Origin of the sequence: Enterocloster clostridioformis (assembly GCF_020297485.1) — a bacterium.
GTDB lineage: Bacteria > Bacillota > Clostridia > Lachnospirales > Lachnospiraceae > Enterocloster > Enterocloster clostridioformis.
The window spans coordinates 4,551,226-4,574,054 of the sequence record NZ_JAIWZC010000001.1 but is presented as its reverse complement, the minus strand read 5'-3'; the positions used below and the strand labels follow the sequence as shown (position 1 = coordinate 4,574,054).

The 22,829-nt window shown below is 53.4% G+C and carries 19 protein-coding genes and 1 tRNA gene; 3 read left to right on the top strand and 17 right to left on the bottom strand.

The genetic code is table 11. The features are described 5' to 3' along the window. Nucleotides 1–136: 136 nt before the first annotated feature. The 3 genes from LA360_RS22920 to glyA all read right to left on the bottom strand — a co-directional run bounded on the left by LA360_RS22920 (nucleotide 137) and on the right by glyA (nucleotide 3,999). The gene (locus tag LA360_RS22920) at nucleotides 137–1,282 is read right to left on the bottom strand and encodes a glycerate kinase family protein (RefSeq protein WP_112482884.1); all 1,146 of its coding nucleotides are present in this window, start codon (nucleotides 1,280–1,282) and stop codon (nucleotides 137–139) included. A gap of 160 nt (nucleotides 1,283–1,442) precedes the next feature. Further along, nucleotides 1,443–2,603 carry a CdaR family transcriptional regulator gene (locus tag LA360_RS22915; RefSeq protein ID WP_112482886.1) on the bottom strand — a complete coding sequence of 387 codons (1,161 nt, stop codon included), beginning with the start codon at nucleotides 2,601–2,603 and terminating at the stop codon, nucleotides 1,443–1,445. A 148-nt stretch (nucleotides 2,604–2,751) separates the two neighbouring features. After that, nucleotides 2,752–3,999, bottom strand: coding sequence for a serine hydroxymethyltransferase (glyA, locus tag LA360_RS22910; protein WP_057571691.1), 1,248 nt, complete (start codon nucleotides 3,997–3,999; stop codon nucleotides 2,752–2,754). 269 nt (nucleotides 4,000–4,268) lie between these two features. On the opposite strand from glyA, the gene LA360_RS22905 reads away from it, so the two are divergent. Beyond that, the gene (locus tag LA360_RS22905; RefSeq protein ID WP_112482888.1) at nucleotides 4,269–4,574 is read left to right on the top strand and encodes a hypothetical protein; all 306 of its coding nucleotides are present in this window, start codon (nucleotides 4,269–4,271) and stop codon (nucleotides 4,572–4,574) included. Between the two features lie 84 nt (nucleotides 4,575–4,658). On the opposite strand, the gene recJ is transcribed toward LA360_RS22905, so the two are convergent. Together recJ and brnQ are read right to left on the bottom strand one after the other, a co-directional pair. After that, entirely contained in the window at nucleotides 4,659–6,389 is a 1,731-nt protein-coding gene (recJ, locus tag LA360_RS22900; RefSeq protein ID WP_112482890.1) for a single-stranded-DNA-specific exonuclease RecJ, read from the bottom strand. 19 nt (nucleotides 6,390–6,408) lie between these two features. Then, complete coding sequence (gene brnQ, locus LA360_RS22895; RefSeq protein WP_112482892.1) at nucleotides 6,409–7,767, bottom strand: branched-chain amino acid transport system II carrier protein; 1,359 nt, start codon at nucleotides 7,765–7,767, stop codon at nucleotides 6,409–6,411. Nucleotides 7,768–8,004: 237 nt separating this feature from the next. Here brnQ and LA360_RS22890 point away from each other — a divergent pair. Next, nucleotides 8,005–8,078 (top strand) — tRNA-Arg (locus LA360_RS22890). Nucleotides 8,079–8,167: 89 nt separating this feature from the next. On the opposite strand, the gene LA360_RS22885 is transcribed toward LA360_RS22890, so the two are convergent. The 11 genes from LA360_RS22885 to LA360_RS22835 all read right to left on the bottom strand — a co-directional run bounded on the left by LA360_RS22885 (nucleotide 8,168) and on the right by LA360_RS22835 (nucleotide 19,313). Then, entirely contained in the window at nucleotides 8,168–8,479 is a 312-nt protein-coding gene (locus LA360_RS22885) for a hypothetical protein (protein WP_022202670.1), read from the bottom strand. A gap of 114 nt (nucleotides 8,480–8,593) precedes the next feature. Beyond that, on the bottom strand, nucleotides 8,594–9,874 hold the full coding sequence (locus LA360_RS22880; RefSeq protein WP_170321142.1) for a dicarboxylate/amino acid:cation symporter: 1,281 nt from the start codon (nucleotides 9,872–9,874) through the stop codon (nucleotides 8,594–8,596). Further along, nucleotides 9,864–10,757 carry a dTDP-4-dehydrorhamnose reductase gene (gene rfbD / locus LA360_RS22875; protein WP_022202672.1) on the bottom strand — a complete coding sequence of 298 codons (894 nt, stop codon included), beginning with the start codon at nucleotides 10,755–10,757 and terminating at the stop codon, nucleotides 9,864–9,866. Before rfbD ends, LA360_RS22880 begins: the two co-directional genes overlap by 11 nt. A gap of 286 nt (nucleotides 10,758–11,043) precedes the next feature. Continuing rightward, the gene (locus tag LA360_RS22870; RefSeq protein ID WP_022202673.1) at nucleotides 11,044–11,787 is read right to left on the bottom strand and encodes a gamma-glutamyl-gamma-aminobutyrate hydrolase family protein; all 744 of its coding nucleotides are present in this window, start codon (nucleotides 11,785–11,787) and stop codon (nucleotides 11,044–11,046) included. Between the two features lie 13 nt (nucleotides 11,788–11,800). Continuing rightward, nucleotides 11,801–12,889, bottom strand: a complete 1,089-nt coding sequence (locus tag LA360_RS22865; RefSeq protein WP_022202674.1) for a M42 family metallopeptidase — start codon at nucleotides 12,887–12,889, stop codon at nucleotides 11,801–11,803. 28 nt (nucleotides 12,890–12,917) lie between these two features. Continuing rightward, entirely contained in the window at nucleotides 12,918–13,718 is an 801-nt protein-coding gene (locus LA360_RS22860; protein WP_022202675.1) for a M55 family metallopeptidase, read from the bottom strand. After that, nucleotides 13,715–14,707 (bottom strand): ABC transporter ATP-binding protein, encoded by a 993-nt coding sequence (locus LA360_RS22855; RefSeq protein WP_022202676.1) that lies wholly within the window; start codon nucleotides 14,705–14,707, stop codon nucleotides 13,715–13,717. The genes LA360_RS22860 and LA360_RS22855 overlap by 4 nt, the downstream gene beginning before the upstream one ends. Further along, a complete protein-coding gene (locus tag LA360_RS22850) occupies nucleotides 14,707–15,702 on the bottom strand; it encodes an ABC transporter ATP-binding protein (protein ID WP_022202677.1) in 996 nt (331 codons plus the stop codon). The genes LA360_RS22855 and LA360_RS22850 overlap by 1 nt, the downstream gene beginning before the upstream one ends. A 10-nt stretch (nucleotides 15,703–15,712) precedes the next feature. Continuing rightward, complete coding sequence (locus tag LA360_RS22845; RefSeq protein WP_022202678.1) at nucleotides 15,713–16,591, bottom strand: ABC transporter permease subunit; 879 nt, start codon at nucleotides 16,589–16,591, stop codon at nucleotides 15,713–15,715. A gap of 16 nt (nucleotides 16,592–16,607) precedes the next feature. Further along, complete coding sequence (locus LA360_RS22840; RefSeq protein ID WP_002586050.1) at nucleotides 16,608–17,528, bottom strand: ABC transporter permease subunit; 921 nt, start codon at nucleotides 17,526–17,528, stop codon at nucleotides 16,608–16,610. A gap of 99 nt (nucleotides 17,529–17,627) precedes the next feature. Further along, nucleotides 17,628–19,313, bottom strand: coding sequence for a glutathione ABC transporter substrate-binding protein (locus tag LA360_RS22835; protein WP_112482894.1), 1,686 nt, complete (start codon nucleotides 19,311–19,313; stop codon nucleotides 17,628–17,630). 235 nt (nucleotides 19,314–19,548) lie between these two features. Between LA360_RS22835 and LA360_RS22830 the strand changes: the two genes are divergently transcribed. Continuing rightward, entirely contained in the window at nucleotides 19,549–21,660 is a 2,112-nt protein-coding gene (locus LA360_RS22830) for a sigma 54-interacting transcriptional regulator (RefSeq protein WP_022202680.1), read from the top strand. Here the strand turns inward: LA360_RS22830 and LA360_RS22825 are convergent. Continuing rightward, entirely contained in the window at nucleotides 21,657–22,724 is a 1,068-nt protein-coding gene (locus tag LA360_RS22825; protein WP_022202681.1) for a P1 family peptidase, read from the bottom strand. The two genes, LA360_RS22830 and LA360_RS22825, sit on opposite strands and share 4 nt — an antisense overlap. Nucleotides 22,725–22,829: the final 105 nt, after the last annotated feature.

Below are 22,829 nucleotides of genomic sequence, written 5' to 3'. Positions count from 1 at the left end.
GTCAGTCAAGTCAATAGCATGAGCACAAATAACATGAACTCAATAAAAAACAGTAATAAAAAACGCTGCCTGAAAATGAATCCATATGATAATGAATCCATCTCAGGCAGCAGCCTTAAGCCACACCTGCCTCAGCCTATTTCCGCCCCAGGCTCATTCCGGCCTTCAGCATCCTGAATGTACGGTCCGCGGCACTGATGTACAGCTCTTCCGCCCGCTCCAGGGCCTCCTCGATATCCATGGAGCCGTTTATCGTGGTCATAATACTGTCAATGCCGTAATCAAAAATCGTCTCAGCCTTGTCGCCCATACCTCCCACGATGGCTGCCACCGGTATGCCTCTCTCCCTGCAGCGCTTTCCGATTCCGCTTGGCACCTTTCCAAAGGCAGACTGCCAGTCCATTCTACCCTCTCCGGTAATCACCAGGTCCACCCCCTCTAAGAGGCTGTCAAAATGAACCAAATCCAGTACCGTGTCAATACCGGACTTGAGATTGGCCTTCAGGAACACGCAGAATGCCGCCCCTAATCCACCGGCAGCGCCCGCTCCGGGAATCTTATCCACATCCACGCCCAGCTTTTCCTTCAGCAGAGCCGCATACCGAACCATTCCGCCCTCTAACACGTCCAGGATTTCCGGTGTACCGCCCTTCTGCTTTCCAAATGTATAGGTGGCTCCGTCCGGTCCCGTAAGAGGATTGGTCACATCGCACATCACGGTGAATCCGGCCTGGGCCACCGCCGGGTGCATCCGGCTCGCATCAATATCAGCCACTCTTGTCAAATCCCGGCCTCTGCCCTCCAGCTCATTTCCCTGATCATCCAGGAACCTTACTCCCAGAGCACGCATGGCCCCCATACCGCCGTCATTGGTTGCGCTGCCTCCAATGGCAATGGAAATCTTCCGGTATCCCCGATCCAGAGCATCTCTAATCAATTCCCCTGTGCCGTAGGTGGTGGTGTTCAGGGGATTGCGCCTGTCCGCCGGCACCATGGGAAGCCCGGAAGCAGCTGCCATCTCGATGATAGCGGAGTCCCCTTCAAATTCCCCGTAAAAGGACTGCGCCTCCTCCATCAAAGGGCCATGGACCGTCAGTCTGCGGTATGTACCGTTCAGCGCTGAAATCACCGCGTCAATGGTTCCCTCCCCGCCGTCAGCCACAGGCACGCCAGCTGTCTCACAGCCCGGAAATGTCCGCCCTGCCGCTGCCTCCAAAAGCTGTGTAATGCGCTCTGACGACAAGGTCCCCTTAAACGAATCTGATGCAAATAAAAACTTCATGGTTCCGCCTCCCAATTGTGATTGATTTTCTTACGTCTATTGTACTGTTTCCAGGCTGCCGCGTCAATGTTCCAAAAAACATATATTCTGTATATTATTTATTCTTAAGCACAACAAACCTTCTGGCAGGCCATACCCCATTCTGTTTCCCGTCCCGCCGCTAATCCTGCATCATTTCCTTCACATCCCTGAAAAATACCATCGCCATGTAAAACACCGCTGACTGGCTCAGTACGCGCACGTCATATCCCGTCAGTTCCTCCAGCTTCCTGAGCTTATAGGTCAATGTATTCTTATGGATGTGCATGGCATCCGACGCAGCCTTTAAGGAACCCTCGGCTCCGAAATAAGCCTCCAGAAGCCCCATCCACTGACACAGCTCCTCATAACCGCAGTTCTTAAATACCTTGCGAAGGTACTCTGCCTTCACACTATCAGCCACATCCTCCGTAAACAGCTCCAGGGTAACGCTGTCATATGTCATGACGTCCCGTTTGGACATATCGGCTGAGCGCCATGCCTTGTTGGCCTGGCCATATGCCACATGGATGTCCCTGGCCCTGCCGTCGATCCCCATAACCAGACCTATGCCGAATTTCTTCTGCACACAGGAGCGTATGCGCCCGGCCAGCTGGGTCATATGACGGTCGGAAGCACCCTGAACCAGGAAAATCTGCCGGCCGGCATTGCGGAACACCAGACATCCCGCCCCTGCCAGGGAAACAGCTTCCCCCTCTGCCTGCTCCAGCAGCTTCTGGCCCGACGCGGTGGATGCGTATTCCTGGAAGTTTTTGACGCCTGCCACCATGACCCTTCTGGGAACAGAAATGTCGATTCCCAGCGCAAAGCCTCTCTCCTCCAGTACCCTGGGCTGAAGGAGTCCGCTTCCAAGGACCCAGTCCTCCAGAAAACGGTTCAGCACCCGCTGCCCCATACGGCGTTCATCCTGCCAAACATTTTCCCGAATCAGGATTTCCACCATCTTCTTCACAATCTGGCCATAGCCGGCCACTTCCTCATACCGGCCCGTGATGCCGATAACGCCGGCAATGCTTCCGGCCTGGTACACAGGCAGGTTCAGCCCCGGACGGGAGGTGAACGTGGCCTCCTCGTTCCTCACATACAGCTCATCCAGATGCTCCCTGATGATTTTCCTGGCCCCCTCATGAAGCGTGCCGATTCGCTCCGGATCCGTACTGGCTATGACATAACCTTCCGGGTCCATCATATTAATATTCTGGCCCACAATGGCCCCCACTTCCTCCACAATGGCCTGGGCTCCCTGCCGTGAAAGCCTCAGCGCCTTCCCTGTCTGTTCCATCCATTCCACCTGCCTTTATACCATCCTGCCTGTTTTGCGGCCGTCTGCATGCCAAAAGGGGGCTGTGGCGCCCGGGACACCCCCATGGCCGCAGCTCCCCATATTCATTCCTGTTCCCTCATGTTTCTTTTATCACTTTTCCCCGGTTCTACTGATAAATGGGGTATTTGTCACAGAGCTTTGTCACTTCTCTCCTGATATAATCCGCTTTATTCTCAAAATCCGTGGCAGCCAGCCAAATGCACTCGGCAATCTTCGGCATGTCCTCTTCCTTAAGGCCCCTGGTGGTAATGGCCGGTGTACCGATGCGCACGCCTGAAGTGACAAATGGGCTTCTGGGGTCATTGGGAACCGTATTCTTGTTCAGGGTGATGTACACCTCATCGCAGCGATTCTGCAGCTCCTTGCCCGACACTTCCATGCCGCGCAGATCAACCAGCATCAGGTGGTTGTCCGTGCCGTCCGTAAGGAGCTTGAATCCCTGTTTTTTAAGAGCCTGGGCAAGAGCCTTTGCATTGGCTGTCACCTGGCGCTGGTATGACTTGAATTCAGGCTTTAATGCCTCTCCAAAGCACACTGCTTTTCCCGCTATCACATGCTCCAGCGGGCCGCCTTGGGTTCCCGGGAAAATGGCCTTGTTGAAATTAAATTTCTCAGCCGCCTCCTTGTTTGCCAGAATCATGCCGCCCCTTGGCCCCCTCAATGTCTTGTGGGTGGTGGTGGTCACCACATCCGCATAAGGAATGGGGCTGGGATGTTCGCCCGCAGCCACCAGACCCGCGATATGGGCCATATCAACCATGAGATAAGCGCCAACTTCGTCAGCGATTTCACGAAACCGCTTGAAATCAATGGTCCTGGCATAGGCGCTGGCGCCTGCTATGATAAGCTTTGGCCTGGCTTCCTTTGCAATCCGCTCCAGCTCATCGTAGTCGATGAACCCCTGGTCATTGACTCCATAAGGTACGATATGAAAGTAAAGGCCGGAAAAATTCACAGGACTTCCGTGGGTGAGATGACCGCCGTGGTCCAGGTTCATGCCCATGACCGTGTCCCCTGCTTTCAGCATGGCAATGAACACCGCCATATTGGCCTGAGCGCCTGAATGTGGCTGTACGTTGGCGTAATCACATCCGAACAGCTTCTTAGCACGCTCAATGGCAAGGGTTTCCACCACGTCCACGCACTGGCATCCGCCGTAATAACGTTTTCCCGAATATCCTTCCGCATACTTATTGGTGAGAACCGTCCCCATAGCCATCATGACAGGCTCTGACACGATATTCTCTGATGCGATGAGTTCCAGGTTGCGTCTCTGGCGCGCGCATTCAGCCTGAATGGCCTCGCCCACTTCCTTGTCATATCCGGTAATAAAATCCATTACTTCATTAACCATTATCTTACCTCTTCCTTTCGCAATGACAGCCTTTTTCTGCTGATTATAACCTATGTAACAGCAAATTGCAAGACATATGGCAGAGCCCCTTTCTCTTTATCTGTTAATTTTTTATCGCTGTTTTTCTTAATAATTTCATAATAATTATAGCACTTTCTTTAAACTTTAGACACAATTCGGACACAATTATAGGCTATTATCAAACTCGTTCCATAAAAATTTGTGTTTAGAAAGTCTCACCGGGAGGCTTTCAGAGGAGGAAAACTATTATGAAGAAGACAATCGCAAAATCCATGACCGCTATTATGGCGGCAGCTATGATCGCAGGAAGCCTGACCGCTTGCGGCGGCAGCGACAACAAGGCTGAGACCACTGCTGCTGTAGAGACCACAGTAGAGACTACTGAGGCTGTTGAGGAGACCACTGCTGAGGCTGCTGACGCTGAGGAGTCTACCGAGGCTGCTGACGCTGAAGAGTCCAGCGAGGCTGATGCGACTGAGGCTTCCAAGGAAGAGGCTGCCGGCGAGGCTAATGCTGAGGCTGCAGAGGAAACAACTGAGGCTGCTCAGAACTAATCTTCTTTCACGCCAAAAAGGGTGCTGTCCGCTGCGGCAGCATCCCTTTTTTATTTCTGATGTATGAAACTTCCTAAAAACTTCCTAATGGAACTTCCAATTCTTCACTACAATCTGCAGATTCCTGTTTCCGTTATACTCATTTACTCCCGGATAGTAGATAATATCCATGACACGGCGGTCACCCATTTCCTCCATGAACAAATCTCCCTCCGTAAAAATCACGCCGTCCATGGCTGTTCCCCGCTCATTTACTAGGCTTACCCGCACCACATTCCTGTTACGCCCCATGACCCTGGCACTGCGTATAAACAGTCCCTTCTGGGCAAACTGGGGTTTCTCATTTCCCTGTCCATACGGTTCCAGCAGCTCCAATTCCTCTATGAACGGTTCAGTTATGTATTCAAAAGGCATAGCCACATCAATCCACACCTTGGGTATGAAATCCTCTTCCGTCAGCCGCTCCCGCGCGTTTTCGTTGAGACGGCGCCGGAATTCGTCCACATCCTTATCCTCCAGTGAAAACCCGGCCGCCATGGGATGACCCCCGAACTTAAGCAGCAGGTCCTGTACCTCCACCAGGGACTGGAACATATGATATGCCTCTATGGAACGTCCCGACCCCTTGACGCAGCCCTCGGCCCGCGTAAGCACATAGGAGGGCTTGTTGTACCGTTCCCTGAGACGCCCTGCCACAATGCCGGCCAGTGATTCGTGGCAGTCCGGCAGGAATACCACCAGCACCTTATCCTCCCGGTACAGCTCATCCACCATGGCTGCCGCCTGTTCAATCCCCTCCTGGGTCATGTCCTTGCGCTGGTCGTTGAGGGCCTTTAATTCCTCTGCCATCCGGTCCGCCGCCGGCTCATCCTCACACAGAAGGAGCCCAAGGGCTATCTTGGCCGTCTGAAGCCGTCCGCTGGCATTCAGGCACGGTCCGATGACAAAGCCGATGTGATAGGCCGTGATGTTCCCTGCCTGGAGATTATTTTTCTCAATCAGTTTCCGAAGTCCCAGATTGGACGTATGTTCCAGCCTGGAGAGCCCCTCCTTTACAATGATGCGGTTCTCTCCCTGAAGCTTCATCACATCCCCCACCGTTGCAATGGCCGCGATTTCCAGCAGACCGAGCCATTCCTCACCGGGTATTTTATGGACCTCATAAAGCACCTGCACCAGCTTATAGGCTACCATGCCGCCGCATATATCGGGAAAGGGATAAAGGCTGTCCCTGCGCTTGGGATTGACCACGGCATCCGCGGGCGGCAGCATCTCCCTGCCCTCCGGCGTCTCACTGTCCTCAGTCAGTATATCGTGATGATCCGTCACGATCACGGTCATCCCCAGCTCCTTGGCCCTGGCTATCTGGCTGATGGCGGCAATACCGTTATCACAGGTAAGGATGGTGTCGATTCCGTCCTCTGCCGCTGCTTCTATAATCAATTCATTGATGCCGTATCCGTCCTTAATGCGGTCCGGAATCTCATAATCCACCTCAGCCCCAATCCGCTTTAATGCGCGGTAGAGAAGGTATGTGGAGCATACACCGTCTATATCGTAGTCTCCCACAATCCGTATACGCCTGCCTTCAGCCGCCTTCTGTCCAAGTATCTCCACTGCCCGGTCCATGTCCGGCAGCAGGTGCGGATCGTGAAGCTGCTCCACGGAGCCGTGAAGATACCGTCCTATATCTTCCACATCCTCCAGACCGCGGTTGCGTATGATTCTGGCCGTTACCGGGCTGATATGGTATTTTTCTGCAATTTTATTAAAGTCTGCCTTCTTGGCATACAGCATCCATCTTGCTTCTGTCATTGTCTCGTCCTGTCCTTGTCTATTCTTCCTGGTCCCCCATGACCGAGGAGTAAATGATACCGGCCGCCATTCCCGCAAATGCCGGCACAATCCACCCCAATCCAGCCCCGTATCCGGGCAGGAACGTAGTTGCCTGGGTGAGGAATGGAATCACGAATTTGCTCTGTTCCAGGGCATATACCACGCTGACTGCGCCTGTAAACAGAATGGCCGCCGAATACATGGCCGGCCACCTTCTTGTAAGCGGCCCTAAAAATGCCAGCACAATCAGCACAATGGCGATTGGGTAAATGGCGTTCAGAACCGGCACTGACACGGCCAGTATCTTATTAAGGCCCGCACTGGATATAATCAGGCTAATCAGGGCAAATAAAAACACCCATACTCTGTAGCCGATTACAGGTATGATAGAATTAAAATACTGGCTGCAGCAGCTGAGAAGCCCCACGCATGTATTAAAACAGGCAATGAGGAAAATAAGCCCCAGTATCATCATACCTGCATTTCCAAAGAGGTTTCCCGCAACGAAAGTAAGTATCCTTGCCCCATTATCCATGCTGCCGGCCGCGGCTCCCGCCGGTGCACCGATGTGGGCCAGGGCCGCATAAATAAGGGCCAGCAGAATACCTGCTATGATTCCCGCCCTAATGGTTTCCCTGACAATCGCACCCTCCTGATCCACCCCCTTGGCCTGTATATTGATGGCAATAATAATTCCAAAATTCAGGGCCGCAATGGTATCCATGGTCTGGTATCCCTCCAGGAAACCAGTCACAGCGGGGCCAGACTTATAGACAGCTCCGGGAGCGCCGTAATGACCCATGGGCCACACCAGGCATCCTATAAAAATAACGCTGATAAGCACCAGCAATGTGGGACACAATATTTTCCCCAGCCTGTCCGTCAGCTTATCCGGCCTGAATGCCACTGCCATGGCAGCCGCAAAGAACACCACGGAATATCCGAACTGTGCCATGGTCTGGACCGTAAAGCCGGTCCCGCTTACCGTACTGTTCAGAGAAACGCCCATCTGCTCAAGAACCGGGAACACCGTCATCTCGAAGGAAGTACTGGAGGTCCTGGGTATGGCCAGGCACGGTCCTATGGAGAGATAGATAAGAAGGGTAAACAGGAATGCAAAGCCGGGGTGCACCCTGCCCGCCAGCTTGCCAATGCCGCCCGAAAGGGCAACCGCAGCCACTCCCAGGACAGGAAGTCCCACCGCGCTGAGCAGAAAACCCGACATGGCCTTCCAGGTCAGCACCCCTGCCCGGGCGCCAAGAAAAGGCGGGAAAATCAAATTCCCCGCACCAAAAAACATAGAAAATAATGTAAAACCCACAAGCAGAAGATTCTGCTTCGACAATTTCTGCCTCATATTTTTATCCCCGCTTAATCAAAATAAGAGATAAGAATCAAACTTCCCCGCTCTTTCTTACCTCTGCTCGTAACATAATACCACAAAATGCGGCATCTTTCAAGAAGGTTGCATATTTGTGGCAGTTGGCAGTGATGTTAGCGTTTTAAAATATTTTCAAAAAACCCATTGACATTTCTCCCCAGACAGGCTATAATAGCTCTTGCGCTGTTAGAGATAGAAATCAAACAGCAGCATGCGTCAGTAGCTCAGCTGGATAGAGCATACGGCTACGGACCGTAGTGTCGGGAGTTCGAATCTTCTCTGGCGCATGAAGAAAACCTCGCAGGCGTAAGCCTTGCGGGGTTTTTTGTTTTGAGTGAACGTGCGCCCGCCGGGCGCACCCAAAGGAGGACAACCATTACTGGTTGTCCTCCATCACCTCTCTCACCTTCTCCAGCATCACCGGCGTCAGCTTAAGAATCCGCTGTTTTTTAGACACCTTCCCCACGGCTTCCTCAAAGCTCATACCATTACCAGCCGTCATGGCATCCTTCACCAGAATATAGTAAAGCATAACTGCCTTTTTATCTTCCTTGGGAAGCTTTTCCCTAAGCTGCTGCTCCACAGCCGCCTTCTGGGCCGTGCCTCCCGGAAAAATGCGGTGCAGATATTCCCTCTCCTCCTGCTCCCGCTCCTCCTTGCTCTTAATCTCAAATCCGAATATATTCATATTCCCCTCCTGCGCACTCGCACCAATCACTAAATATAGTACAAGTATAAAATCCATAGGGAAGTACGTCAAGAAGTTTCTCAGTGTTACCCGCTGCTTGTTACCCGCCGCTTGTTATCCATCCCGTCCCGCTTCCATATTTTCAAATACGGCCCGGTCCACGCCGCCGTCCTGGAATGCCACCACAGTGGTACACACTGCATCCCCGGTAATGTTGACAGCCGTCCTGCTCATATCCAATATGCGGTCAATTCCCATAATCAGGGCTATGGCCTCCACTGGCAGGCCCACTGATGCAAATACCATGGATAGGGTAATCAGTCCCACCCCCGGCACACCGGCCGTTCCCACGGAAGCCAGGGTGGCCGTCAGTATCACGGTCAGATAATCCGCCACGGACAGGTGGATTCCAAATGCCTGGGATGCGAACACCACAGCCACCCCCTGCATGATAGCTGTGCCGTCCATGTTGATCGTGGCCCCCAGGGGTATGGTAAAGGAAGAAATACGCCGCGGCACCCCCATCTTCCTGTGCAGGGTATCGATGGACATGGGAATGGTTGCATTGGAAGTCGCGGTGGAAAACGCAAAGCCCATTACAGGCAGGAATTTCTTGAGGAATTTGACAGGACTCAGCCCTGTAAACCCCTTAAGGATCGCCATGTAGACCACCAGCCCCTGTATGGCCAGTGCAATCATAACCCCTGCCATATACTTAAACAGGGGCAGAAACGCGTCAAAACCAATGCCGGAAAACGTTCTGGCAGTCAGACAGAACACGCCGTAGGGAGCCAGCTTCATGACCATGACTGTCATCTGCATCATCACATCATTAAACTGGCTGAATAAATTCCCCACCGTCTGAACCGCTTCCCCCAGACCGGCCAGAATCATTCCCACAATCAGCGCAAAGAGGATGATGGACAGCATATCCCCGTCTGCCAGCGCCCTCACCGGATTGACCGGAATGATAGCCAAAAGCGTGTCCGCCAGCCCTTCCTTCTCCCCGATAGTGACCTGGGCTGTTTCCAGGGCAGAAAGATCTAACCCGGCTCCCGGGTTAATCATTTGGGCAGTCAATATGGCCGCGGTGATGGCCAGAGCAGTGGTTGCCAGATAAAATCCCAGTGTCTTTACTCCTATTTTTCCCAGTTTCTTCGTATCCCCCATGGACATGCTGCCGCACACCAGGGAGCAGAATACCAATGGCACCACCAGCATCTGCATCAGACGCAGGAATCCATTTCCTATCAGATAGAATATTCCGTCTATGAGCAGTACGTCCCGGACCTTCCCCTCCGGAACAGCGTAATGAAGAAGGATGCCCGCAGCCGCCCCCAGCGCAAGTCCAATGAAGATAGCGGTGGTAAGTCCCGGACTTTTCCTATTTTCCATAGCCGATACCATCCTTTCCCTCAGCCCGTCTCCGGCTTCCGGTTCGCCAGTCCTTCATATACGCCTCCAGCATCTCCTTCCAATGGGGCAGGAGACGCATGTCGGATATGCGCAGCATCATATTGTCCAGCACGCTGTAGGAAGGCCTCATGGAGCTTAAGGTGTCCTCAGAGGCATACACAGGTTCCACCGGGACCTGATAACCCGCCAGCCGGACAGCCTCCTTTGCCAGCTCATACCGGCTGCAGCAGCCCTGGCCCGTCACATGGTACAATCCGTCCTCGCCGTTCTCCATCAGCTCTATGACCTTGGCGGCCAGTCCGTCAGCCCCTGTGGGTGATGCCATCTGGTCCGAGGCAGCCCTGATGGTCTTACCCTGGCCGGCCATCTCCAGAATACGCCCCAGGTATGGGCTTCCATCCCCGAATATCCAGGAACTCCGCACAATGATATGGCGGTTGCAGAACTCCCTAACAAAATTTTCCCCTGCCATCTTGGACTTGCCGTACACGGTCCGAGGTGAGACCGGGTCAAATTCCGTATAAGGCGTCTGGCTTTCCCCGTCAAACACATCGTCTGTGGACATCTGGACCAGCCTGGACTTCCCCATTCTGGCGGCAACACTCAGATTCCTGGCCCCCAGAGCATTTACCCGGTACGCTTCCTCCGGCCGGACCTCACAGGCAGCCACATCGGTCAGGCCGGCGCAGTTCACAATATAATGTGGCCTGTTGATATGGGCGTATTCCATCACAGCCTCTGAATCCGTGATATCCACCGAATCCACATCCGTCAAAAGCAGCTCCACCGGCCTGGACGCCAGAATATCTGTCATTTTTCTTCCAACCCGTCCCCCGGCCCCGCATATCCATATTTTCAGCATCCTGCTCCATCCTTCCATATATAACTGAATTGCTATACTTTTTCCATAAATACATCAGGTAGTATCTGCAATTGCACGTTCTTCATACACCCGACGGAGCAGAAGGCAGGAATTCAGCGCTGCAAAAAGGCCCGGGCGGAAAACGCCCGGACCTCTTGGCAGCTCAAATCAAAGACCGATATTAAAGGCCGGTATGTTCTCAGGCAGGCTGCCGAAACGGGCAGCTTCCATTTCTATCCAGCATACAGATAAATTGTGAGCATTCTGTGATGGTTTTCTATAGAAATTATAAACTCCCTGCTTTTCGCTCCATGGCCCTGCCGCACAGATCAGAGAACAGATGATTCATGGCGGGGGCTGACTCAAGAAGGCTTTCGGGATGCCACTGTACGCCTACCATCAGACCATCCTGGTCCTCGATGGCCTCAATAACCCCGTCATTTGCATATGCCGAGGCCCTGAGCCCCTTCCCCAGCTCCTTCACCGACTGATGGTGCATGGAATTGGTCATGCAGACGCCGCTGCCCAGAAGTCTTGACAGCCTGGTCCCCTCTTCCACCCGTATCTGGTGGGTAAGGTAATCCCGCCTGCCCAGCTGCAGATGCCTGATGCAGTCAGGCCCCTTAAGGGAAAGGTCCTGATACAGGGAACCTCCCATGAGTACGTTAAGCAGTTGGCTTCCCTTACAGATGCCCAGCATGGGCTTTCCATGCTCCAGGGCATAACGGCCCGCCCTCATCAGGGCTTCGTCAATATCCGGCTTAAATACCTGGATGGCCGGATGAGGGTCCTCCCCATAGTAGGAAGGCGTCATGTCCTCCCCTCCCGGGAACAGGATTCCGTCACAGATACCCATAATTTCCTCTGTCCGCTCCATAACGGCAGACGCCGGTAAAATCACAGGGATTCCCCCGTTCTTCATGACCGCATCCACATAGCAGCTGTTCTGATAAGCCCTTTCCATGCTGTCAAACAAACCTGGCTGGGTCATGTATGTATTTCCCATGATACCGATAATCGGACGCTCCATCTTCTCCGCCTCCCTACAGTATATCCTGGCGCAGGATGTGGCGGATGCGTTCCGGGTCCAGCCCCCTGATGACCTGGGCCGCCAGCTCCGTAGCCGCCTCCAGGTCATCCTTTGCGCAGAAATTATAATGGGAATGTACATATCTGGAAGGTACGCCCAGCACAAGGACAGGAACCGCCTTTCCTATGAGGCTGATTCTGCCCGCATTGGTGCTGCCTCCCCGCCTTACGGCCTCCTGGTACCGGATACCGAATTTGCCGGCCAGCTCCATGGCATATTCCATGAACACCGGATTGGATATATAGCTCTTGTCCATGCGGCGGATCTGAACGCCGTTTTTCATCCTTCCCTGGGCCTGGGCAGCGGAAAAAAAGAAGTCATCCGACGGGGAACCCTCGAACAGGATGGCCAGGTCCGGCTTCACCACCTGGGTGGTGACGGTGGCGCCTCTCATGCCCACTTCCTCCTGGGCCGCAAACGCGCCCACCACATCCACTGCCAGCTCATTCCTGCCGTCATATATCTTATTCATGGTATCCACGATGCAGGCGCAGCCGGCCCTGTTGTCAAATGCCTTGCCGAAGCAGATCCCATGTTCCTCATCATAGGAAAAGGACACCTCCGGGACCATGGGATCTCCGATGGATACGCCAAAGTCGTCCTCCACCTCCCTGCGGCTTGTGGCGCCGATGTCCACATACAGGTTTTCAATGCACAGTTCCAGGGAAGCCCTCTCCTTATCGTTCATGAAATGCACGGGCTTTGACATAATGATACCCCTTATTTTCCTGCCGGCCCTTGTCTTTATGATGACCGTGTGGGCCGGAAGGCTGGTCAGGTGAAAGCCTCCCAGCATGAGGATTCCCAGGCAGCCGTTATCATGGATGCACTGCACCATAAAACCGCACTCGTCCAGGTGGGCGTCCAGCTGCACCACCGGTTTATCCCCGGCGACGCCCGGCATGCGCACATACAGGTTGTTCATGGCGTCATTTTCCACCTGGTACTTACCGCAGTAACCCGCCACGGTGCGCACCACCTCTTCCTCAAACCCACTGGGGCCAAATGCATCTGATATCTTTCCAAACATATCTATATCCATTGCTGTTTTCTCCTTATTCAAACGCGCTTTAATACACCACAAAGCAATGGGCCGTCACCACATCCATCCATCTGGATGTCTCCAGCCTGTTGGTAAATGTGTCCACTGCCCTCATTCCCGGGTAAAAGGACATCTGGTATGCCTTCTTCCAGTCTTTATAGGTCACTTCATATGTAAATGTCTCCGGAAGCGCTGCCCTGCACCGGGAAAGATTCCCGGCCAGCGCCTTCTTCACTCCCTGGCGGATGGATTCCTCCACCTGCCCCGGCGCCTTACAGTAAGTGGATGCACCCAGACCGGTCTTTGTCACGGCCGTGGTGATAGCCGGCACCATTTCCCTGGCCATGTCGCAGATGGTCCTGTCCCCGGACAGAAACAGCACCGGAACCCCGTGGGAAGCTGCGGTGTAGCTGTTCAGCATGAACTCGCTCATGCAGCTGCCGTTTAAGCGGATGTACAGGCTGTTTCCCGTGGAAGTGTGGCTGATGGCAAAGCCCGGATTTCCTGCCGGGGCATGGTATCCTATGTACATGACCCCGTCAAAGGAATCGTCCAGGCCGGACATCATGTTATAGGGGTGACCGCTCTTGCCCCGAATCAGGGTCACGTAATCCGGCATGCAGAGAGGATCAATGTTAGCCGCATCCCCGTGGCCGTCCTTTACCACTATCTCGTCAGCTCCCGCTTCATGGGCAGCCTCACAGGCAGCCACCACTTCCCTGGTCATCTGCCCCGCAAATTCCCTGTACGCTGCTTCATTCTTATGGGTCTCATATGCCAGGGCCACTCCCGCGCACCCTTCTATATCCGCACTGATAAAAAGTTTCATCCCTTGTTCTCCTTGATTTTGTCATCATAGAGATGGCAGTATACATAATGGTCGTCCGATACCTGGTAGCGCTCCGGCGCCTTTTCCTTACAGATGTCCATACACTTGGGACACCTGGTGTGGAACTTGCAGCCGCTTGGCGGATTTAAGGCCGACGGGATGCTTCCTTCCAGGATGATGCGCTCCTTCTTTGCCGTTGGGTCCGGGACCGGTACGGCTGACAGCAGGGCCTGGGTGTAAGGATGAAGCGGATTGCTGTACAGCTTGCGCTTGTCCCCCACCTCCACAAAATTCCCCAGATACATGACGCCCACCCGGTCGCTGATGTGCTCCACCACGCTCAGGTCATGGGCCACGAATATATAGGTCAGGTTAAGCTCCTTCTGGAGCCGGTGCAGCAGGTTTAACACCTGGGCCTGGATGGACACGTCCAGGGCCGATACAGGCTCGTCCGCTATAATCAGCTCCGGCTCAACTGCCAGAGCCCTGGCGATTCCGATACGCTGGCGCTGGCCGCCTGAAAATTCATGGGGATACCGGTTGGCGTGGTAATCATCCAGTCCAACCTTTCTCAGAAGCCCCATTACACGGTCTTCCATTTCCTTCTTGCTCTTTGTCAGACTGTGTATGATTAACGGCTCAGCGATGATGTCAAATACAGACATCCTGGGATTCAGGGACGCGTACGGGTCCTGGAATACCATCTGAACCTTTTTGCGCACAGAGCGCATCTGCTTTCTGCCATAGGAGGAGATATCCTCACCGGACAGGACGATTTTACCTGCCGTGGGGGTCTCCAGCTTGCAGATTCCCCTTCCCAATGTGGATTTGCCGCAGCCCGACTCACCTACGATGCCGAACACCTCGCCCCTTCGCACCTCGAAGGAAACGCCGTCCACTGCCTTGACGAATTCACGCCCGCTGCGAAAATCCCCCTTCACAGGATAATACACTTTCATACCTTCAACATTCAGCAGGATATCTGCCATCACGCGTCACCGCCTTTCTTTTCACAGAGCCAGCAGCGGCTCATATGGCCTCCTCCCACATCGTAGAAGCCGGGTTCTTCCTCCCTGCACTTATCAAAGGCGCAGGAGCATCTGGGAGCGAATTTACATCCCTGAGGCATGTATTTTGGATTCGGGACATTGCCCGGTATGGATTCCAGTTCCTCCGCATACTCTCCCAGCTTGGGAATGGATGCCAGAAGGCCCCTGGTATACGGATGGGACGGATTGGCGAAAATGGACCTCACATCCCCCTTCTCCACCACCCGGCCGCTGTACATGACCACCACGTCGTCGCAAACCTCCGCCACCACACCAAGGTCATGGGTGATGAACAGGATGGAGGTTCCTGTTTTCTGCTTCAGGTTCTCCATCAGATCCAGAATCTGGGCCTGGATGGTAACGTCCAGTGCCGTGGTAGGCTCGTCCGCTATGAGGATCTTCGGTTTGCACACCAGGGCCATGGCTATCATGACTCTCTGGCGCTGTCCTCCGGAAAGCTGGAAGGGATATTCCTTCATCATGCGCTCCACCCTGGGAACGCCCGTCAGCTTCAGCATCTCCACAGCCTTGTCCCAGGCCTCCTGCCTGCTTATGTTGTTGTGCATCAGGATACATTCCGTAATCTGGTCCCCAATCTTCATAACAGGGTTCAGGCTGGTCATAGGCTCCTGGAAAATCATGGAAATCTTTTCCCCGCGCATCTTCCTGCGCTCCTCGTCGTCCAGCTTTGTCAAATCGCGGCCCTCAAACAGAATCTCCCCTTCGGCCACCTTTCCCGTGGTTCCCATCAGAAGTCCCATGACGGACAGGGCGGTCACGCTCTTGCCGCTGCCTGACTCTCCCACGATTCCAAGGGTGCTTCCCTCTCTCAGTTCAATATCCACGCCATCCACTGATTTAATCACACCGCTGTCCGTGTAGAAGTAGGTGTGCAGATTCTTAATCTCTAAAATATTATTATTCGTATTCTCCATAAGTCCACTCCTAATCAGTCAGTTTTGGATCCAGCGCGTCTCTCAGGCCGTCGCCCAGCAGGTTGAAGCAGAGCACGGTGAAGAAGATTGCAAGACCCGGAAACAGGGTGATATGCCAGCTTGTCAGCATGTAGTTACGTCCGTTGCTCAGAAGCAGTCCCCACTCAGGCGTGGGAGGCTGGGCGCCCATGCCCAGGAAACTGAGGCTGGAAGCAGTGATAATGGAGGTTCCGATGGACATGGTGTACTGTACGATGATATTGGGAATGGCGCTGGGCAGGATATGTTTGAACAGGATGCGCATGTCGCCTGCTCCGATGTTGCGGGCAGCCTGGACAAACACGCTGTTCTTTGTCTCCAGTGTATTGCCCCTCACCAGACGGGCAAACTTGGGGATGTTGAACACCGCAACCGCGATTACCACATTATAAAGTCCGCTTCCCAGGATGGCCACAATGGCAATTGCCAGGATAAGGCCCGGGAAGGCCAGCAGCACATCGCAGATGCGCATGATGATGGAATCAATGATGCCGCCGTAATATCCGGCCAGAAGTCCCATAATGGTTCCCGCAATCATTCCCACGGTCACGGCAAACAGTCCCACGCTGAGGGATATCCTGGTTCCGCAGATTACCCTGGAAAACAAATCCCTGCCGAATTCATCGGTGCCAAAGAGATGGGCGGCCGTAGGCGGCTGCATAATGGCAGAGTAATCATATTCATTGATTCCATAAGGGGCAATCTTATAGCTGATAAACGCCAGCACTACAAGGAATATCAGAAATACCATGGCAGCCATGGCTGTCTTCTGTTTTTTGAACTTTCTTACAAACTCTGAAAACGGGGTATTGATGTCCGTCCTTTCAGTTAACACTTTATTCTTAGCCATCTTTTGTCGCCCCCTTCTAGCTCAATTGAATTTCAGGATTCAGCACTGCGTACAGTACATCCACCACCAGGTTAATCAGTACGAAATGCAGGGAAAATATAAGAATCAGCGACTGGATTGCAGGATAATCCCTGTAGTTCACGGATTCAATCAAAAGGGAACCAAGTCCCGGAAACGCGAACACAGTTTCCGTCACAACGGAACCGCCCAGAAGAAAACCGAACTGAAGTCCCACAACCGTCACAACGGATATCATACAGTTACGGAACACATGTTTCCAGATAACAGTCTTTTCCCGCAGGCCCTTGGCCCTGGCCGTACGCACGTAATCCTCCTTCATTACCTCGATGACCGAGGAACGGGTAAAGCGGGCGATAATAGCCGCAATGCTGACCCCCAGCGTGATAGACGGCAGAATCAGATTCTTAAAGGAGCCGGCCCCCGTGGTGGGCAGCAGCCTGTACTTGACCGCGAAGACCATGATAAGCATGAACCCAATCCAGAAGGAGGGCATGGATATACCTGAGACAGCCACCGTCATTCCTGTGTAGTCCTGCCACTTGCTCCTGTTTCTTCCTGACCAGACGCCGATAAGAACCCCTGCAATCACGCTCCAGGTCAGACTTAAAAGGGTAAGCTGCACCGTATTCATGTACCGCCCCTGAACCTCAGTCAGCACCGGGCGCTTGGTTCTCAGCGATGTGCCCAAATCCCCCCTCACAAGTCCTGTCACGTAGCTGACATACTGCTGGGGAAGAGGCTTGTTAAGGCCAAGCTGTTCCCTTACCAGTTCCACATCCTCTTTGGTTGCCTGCGGCCCTGCCACCTGCCTGGCCGGATCTCCGGGAATCAGGCGCACAAAGAAGAATACAAACGTAACTACGATAATCAGGGTTGGTATAACTCCAACAACTCTTTTACATATGTATCTCAGCATATAGACTCTCACCTCTCAAATCATTATTGGGTATACACCCTGTATTTTATCTTAAAAAGGTCTGGCAGAGAATCCCCCTCCGCCAGACCCTTAAGCCTTTTATTTCGTCATCTTACCATTTCTGATATTAAGGCAGTTATCTGGGAACATCTTTACATTTACCATCTTATTGGAAGTTGCCCAGGAGTTGAAGTCAGTTGCCAGACATACCAGGGGACTTTCTTCCCAAATCAGGTCCTGAGCCTTGGCATATGCTTCTGCTCTCTTATCACGGTCAGCCGTGTTCAGGCCGTCCTTCAGATATCCGTCTAATTCATCGTTCTCGAAATAGCAGATATTGTAGCTCATAGGAGGCTCAGACTCTTTTGCCAGCAGTGGACGGATACCCCAGTCCGCGTCGCCGGTAGAGGATGACCAGCCGATGATATACATATCAACTTCTGCCTCTGCGCCGGGAGCGTCCGTATCCTGGATCTTCTCGTTCACGATTGCGCTCTCCAGGCTGATAAGCTCAACATCGATACCCACCTCGGCAAGCTGCTGCTTTAAGAACTCGCCCTGCTTCATGTTTGCGGAAGTGTTGGCAAATATCAGGGTTGTCTTAAAGCCATCCGGATAACCCGCCTCTGCAAGCAGTGATTTTGCCTTCTCGATGTCGTATGGATAAGGATCATTTCCCTTGTAGTACTGAAGCTTGGGAGCAATGACAGAGGTTCCGGGCTGGGAGTTGCCATTCTTTACAACCGCCACATAGGCGTCCTTATTGATGGCATAGTTGATGGCCTGACGGACTTTCTTGTCATTGAACGGTTTCTTCTGGTTGTTCATCATCAGGTAACGGACTACCAGGCCCTGGTCCTGTCCCACGATTACGTTAGGATCAGATTTAAGTCCTGCCAGGTTTTCATCCGGTACCGGCCAGATAAGCTGGGCATCGCCGGACTGAATCATGGCAACCCTGGTGGCGGACTCAGGTACAGGCTTTAAGGTGATGCTCTTGAAGCCGGCGTCCTTGTCAGCCAGAGGCGTGCCGCCGCAGATATCCGCGTCATAGCCCCACCAGTCCTTGTTCAGTTCAACCGTAAGGTGGTCGCCCTGAATCCACTCTTTAAATGTATACTGTCCCGTACCGATGGGGGCCTCTGCGCACGCCTGTGATCCCTGCTCGATTACCTTGGGGCTCATGACCACGCAGGCCGGATGGGCCAGTGTCTCGATGAACGCGCCAAAGGGGGAGGACAGCTTTACTACGATGGTATAGTCATCCTGAACCGTAGTGGTATCCAGTATATTGCATAACAATGTGGTTCTCTTAAGTCCCAGGGACTTATCTGCCCAACGGTCAAAGTTGGCCCTGGCAGCCTCTGCGTTCCATGGGGTTCCGTCAGAGAACGTGATGCCCTCTCTCAGCTTGATGGTGAACTCCGTGGCGCTGTCATTGGCCGTATACTCAGTTGCCAGCATGGGAATGATTTTCATTTCGTCGTCAAACCCAAACAATCCGTCCATGATAAGACGCTGAACGCCTCCTGAGAGGGTGTCGCTGGTATCCAGGGGGTCCAGTGTGGTGAAGTCCACATTGACTGCTCCTATAATATCCGTGTCCTGGGAAACAGACTCTCCCTCCGCAACAGCTGCCGCTGCTGTCGTTTCTTCCGCAGCTGCCGCCCCGCCTGCAGCTACCGTGGTCGTATCTTTGGTGCCTGATGGTGAACCACATGCCGTCAATCCCAGCATGGCAGCAGACAGTGCCAGGGCGCACAGCTTCTTTCCGCTTTTCTTCATAGAATATCCTCCTTTTTGTGATGATACAAAAAAAGCCCGGAAACCTACAGCTCTCACGCTCATTTTGTAAGCATCCTTGCTTACAATAATTTTACACGTTTCTGTGCTGCCTTGTCAAATAAATCATTCTTTTTTCCGTAAAGCATTCGTTACAATTTAAAATTTAAAGCCATTAGGTTGTTATATCCTAATATTTTTGATATAATCAACCTAATATTACTCAGGAGGACGGCCCATGGACAGAAGCCAGCCAAAATACCATGTGCTCATTGTCAGCATCAATTCCAGCATACGCCTTGAATTCCAGAGTTATCTCCACAAGATATTGGGAGCCTATATTGCCTTTGATACAATTGGTCTGGAGCAGGTTCAGCGCCCGGATCAAATCAAGGGCTACCAGTGCATCCTTTTTTCCAGCCCCCTGGTCCAGTCTGAATTTCCTATCCCCATCCCAAAGGAGATCATGGAGATTATCTGTACCAGGACCTTCAACCATGCCTGTCTGGACCAAATCATCCGCATACCGCCCGGCGAGCGTGTCTACATCGTTAATGACACCTATGACTCCATTGTCACCATCATGGAACAGCTGAAGGAGGCAGGAGTGGTGCAGTACCGGTTTGAGCCCTTTTATCCGGGATGCATCCAGGCTGACGAGTCCATCCACTATGCCATCACCGTAGGAGAGCCCCAGCTGGTTCCCAGCCATATCACCAATGTCATTGATATTGGCAACCGCATCATCGACATCTCCACGGTCAATGAGCTTTGCGAGTATTTCCATCTTCCCGCCAGCCTGTCCAACCAGATTACCAAGGCCTATGTGAACAGCATCATGCAGATTGCCAAGCTGACCAGCGCCTATTACCAGGATTACATCTATTCCCGCCAGCTTCTCCAGACCGTTATCAGCAATCTTCCCATAGGTCTGTGCCTTCTGTCTGTCCGCGGGGAAATCAACATGGTCAACCGCAGATTCTCCATGGACCTGGAGCTGCCGGAGACAGGCACCACGGGCCGGAATCTGTCACGGTTCCTGCCCCATCCCTGTAAGGATATGGATTTCTGTCACAGCGCGGATTACAAGGTAATGAACCGCAGCGGAAAGCCTCTCCTGCTCAGCTCCCTTGAACTGCTGCTGCCCAACCACGAGCCCCTGTACCTGCTCACCAGCGCGCCGTGTCCTGTGCTGGCTGACGGGACCGGGGATTATCCTGCCATCCCGGATCCCGTATTCTCTGATTCCAGATATGCGGACAGCATGTTCACAAACTTTACCACTGCCTCGGAGTCTATGAAGAACATCCTGGAATATGCCAGAAGGCTCTCCCTCTATGACTTCCCCGTGCTGATTCAGGGCGAGAGCGGAACCCAGAAAAAACTCCTGGCCAGGGCCATACACAAGACCTCCTCCAGGAGGCAGCATCCCTTTGTCTGCCTGAATATGCCCATGGGGCTTAATGTGGCCGCAGGGATAAACGGGACTTCCGGACCGGGCGGTGGTTCCGGACCAAACAGAGCTTCCGGACCAGACGTTTTATCAGATCCGGGCGGTACCTCCGGTCTGTCAGGAGCAGCCCTGATTGTCTCTGATCCGCTCTCCCAGATGCTGGAACTGTTTAAAGAAGCCAACCACGGAACCCTGCTCATTAACAGCGCCGAATACCTGTCTCCCGAGATTCAGGGGCTCCTGATTCACATTCTTCAGGACAACCGGACCGGAAATGTCTTCGGAACCCGCTTCTCCCCCTTTGATGTACGCATCATCGCCACAGCCGGACAGGACCTGTACGAGCTGGTACAGCAGGGCACGTTCCGCGAAGAACTGTTCTTCCTGCTGAATGCGGCTTCCATCGACACCCTGCCGCTCAGGAAACGCAGGGAGGACATCCCTCTGCTTATGGACCAGTTCTTCCGCGAGCTGTTCCACAACAAAAGCCTGATGGCCAGGGACATCCTGTCCTCCAGTCTCTTTGACTTCCTGATAGACTACGATTATCCGGGCAATGTCCAGGAGCTTTATAACCTGACCCGTTATTTCTTCTCCCACTATGCTGCCCATCCCCTGATACTGGCACAGCTTCCCTCCTATATCAGGAACCAGATGCGAAAATCCGGCCAGGACCACAGCCCGGTCCGCCTCAGGGTGCTGGCTGCCATAGCCGCCTCCCCCCGCATCGGCCGTGGAGCCATAAAAAATACCCTGGCAGAGGCCGGCGTGGAAGTAAGCGACGGCCGCCTGCGGGGGCTGCTGAAAGAATTATCAGAAGAAGGGCTTATCCGCATCAACCGCACCAGGGGAGGCTGCGAGATAACAGAGCTGGGACTTATGTCCCTTCGTCATTAATGTTTAAGAATCTGCGGAAGGAACTCCGACAGGCTGTAATACACCTCCCCTGCCAGTCCCCCGGTGCGTCCGGCTGCTGTCATGGAATTCAGGATGGCTTCATGAACAGCTTCCGCGGCTGCCTTGAAGGCCACGTTAATCAGGTCCTCCCTGATACATGTGCTTGTCATGATTTCCGGACTATCCTTTCCCTGCAGACGGCCCGCGGTGGTGAATCCAATCATCACTTCGCCGCTGCCGTGGCCGGTGTAGGCGCCTGTCCTGGCAATGCCCACACCCGCCCTGCGGATGATGCGCTTTAACTGACGGTCGCTGACAGGCAGGTCCGTGGCGACGATGGTCATAATGGACCCCTGGTCCTGTTCCGCGGCGGCCATCTTCCTGCGCCTTTCCTTTTCCTCCAGAATCCGCTCACCGGCCCGTATGCCGTTTATGACCAGATCCTCTGTTGCCCCGAAATTGGACTGCACCAGAACCCCCAGCGTGAATTTTTTACCGCCGATTCTCATGATTCTGGAGGCGGATCCGATCCCTCCCTTCAGGCCATAACACACGGTTCCCGTGCCTGCGCCCACATCACCCTCCTCAAAATCCTCATCTGCCCGTGAAAATGCTTCCATCACATCCTCCATGGACACAGCCCTGTGCTGAATCCGGTTAATCTTACAGTCATTGCACTCACCCACCACCGGGCTTACGGACGTGACCTCCACCTGCTCCTTTGCGCACTGCCTGATAGTATACTCCACCAGGGCGTCGGCTGCCAGACCTACGTTCAGGGTATTGGTCAGGGCAATGGGAGTCTCCAGGGTTCCCAGCTCCTCCACCTGGACCAGGCCGCAGGTCTTGCCGAATCCATTGTGCACGTATCCCGCAGCTACGAACTTGCGGTCAAATACATTTCCCGGTCCCGGTACAATCACCGTTACGCCGGTCCTGCTGTCTCCACTTCTCACTGTCTTATGGCCTACCAGCACGCCCGGCACGTCTGTAATCTTATTTTTAGGCCCGGTTTTCATAACGCCCGGCACAATACCAAAATCCCTGATTCTCTTTCTCTCCATCTTCTTTCCTCCTCCCACAGCCTCCGGCCTCCATGTGGATTATATTATCATGTACAGCAACATTATTATAGAAGAAAAGCCCGCAGAAACGCCTTTAAACTGGCG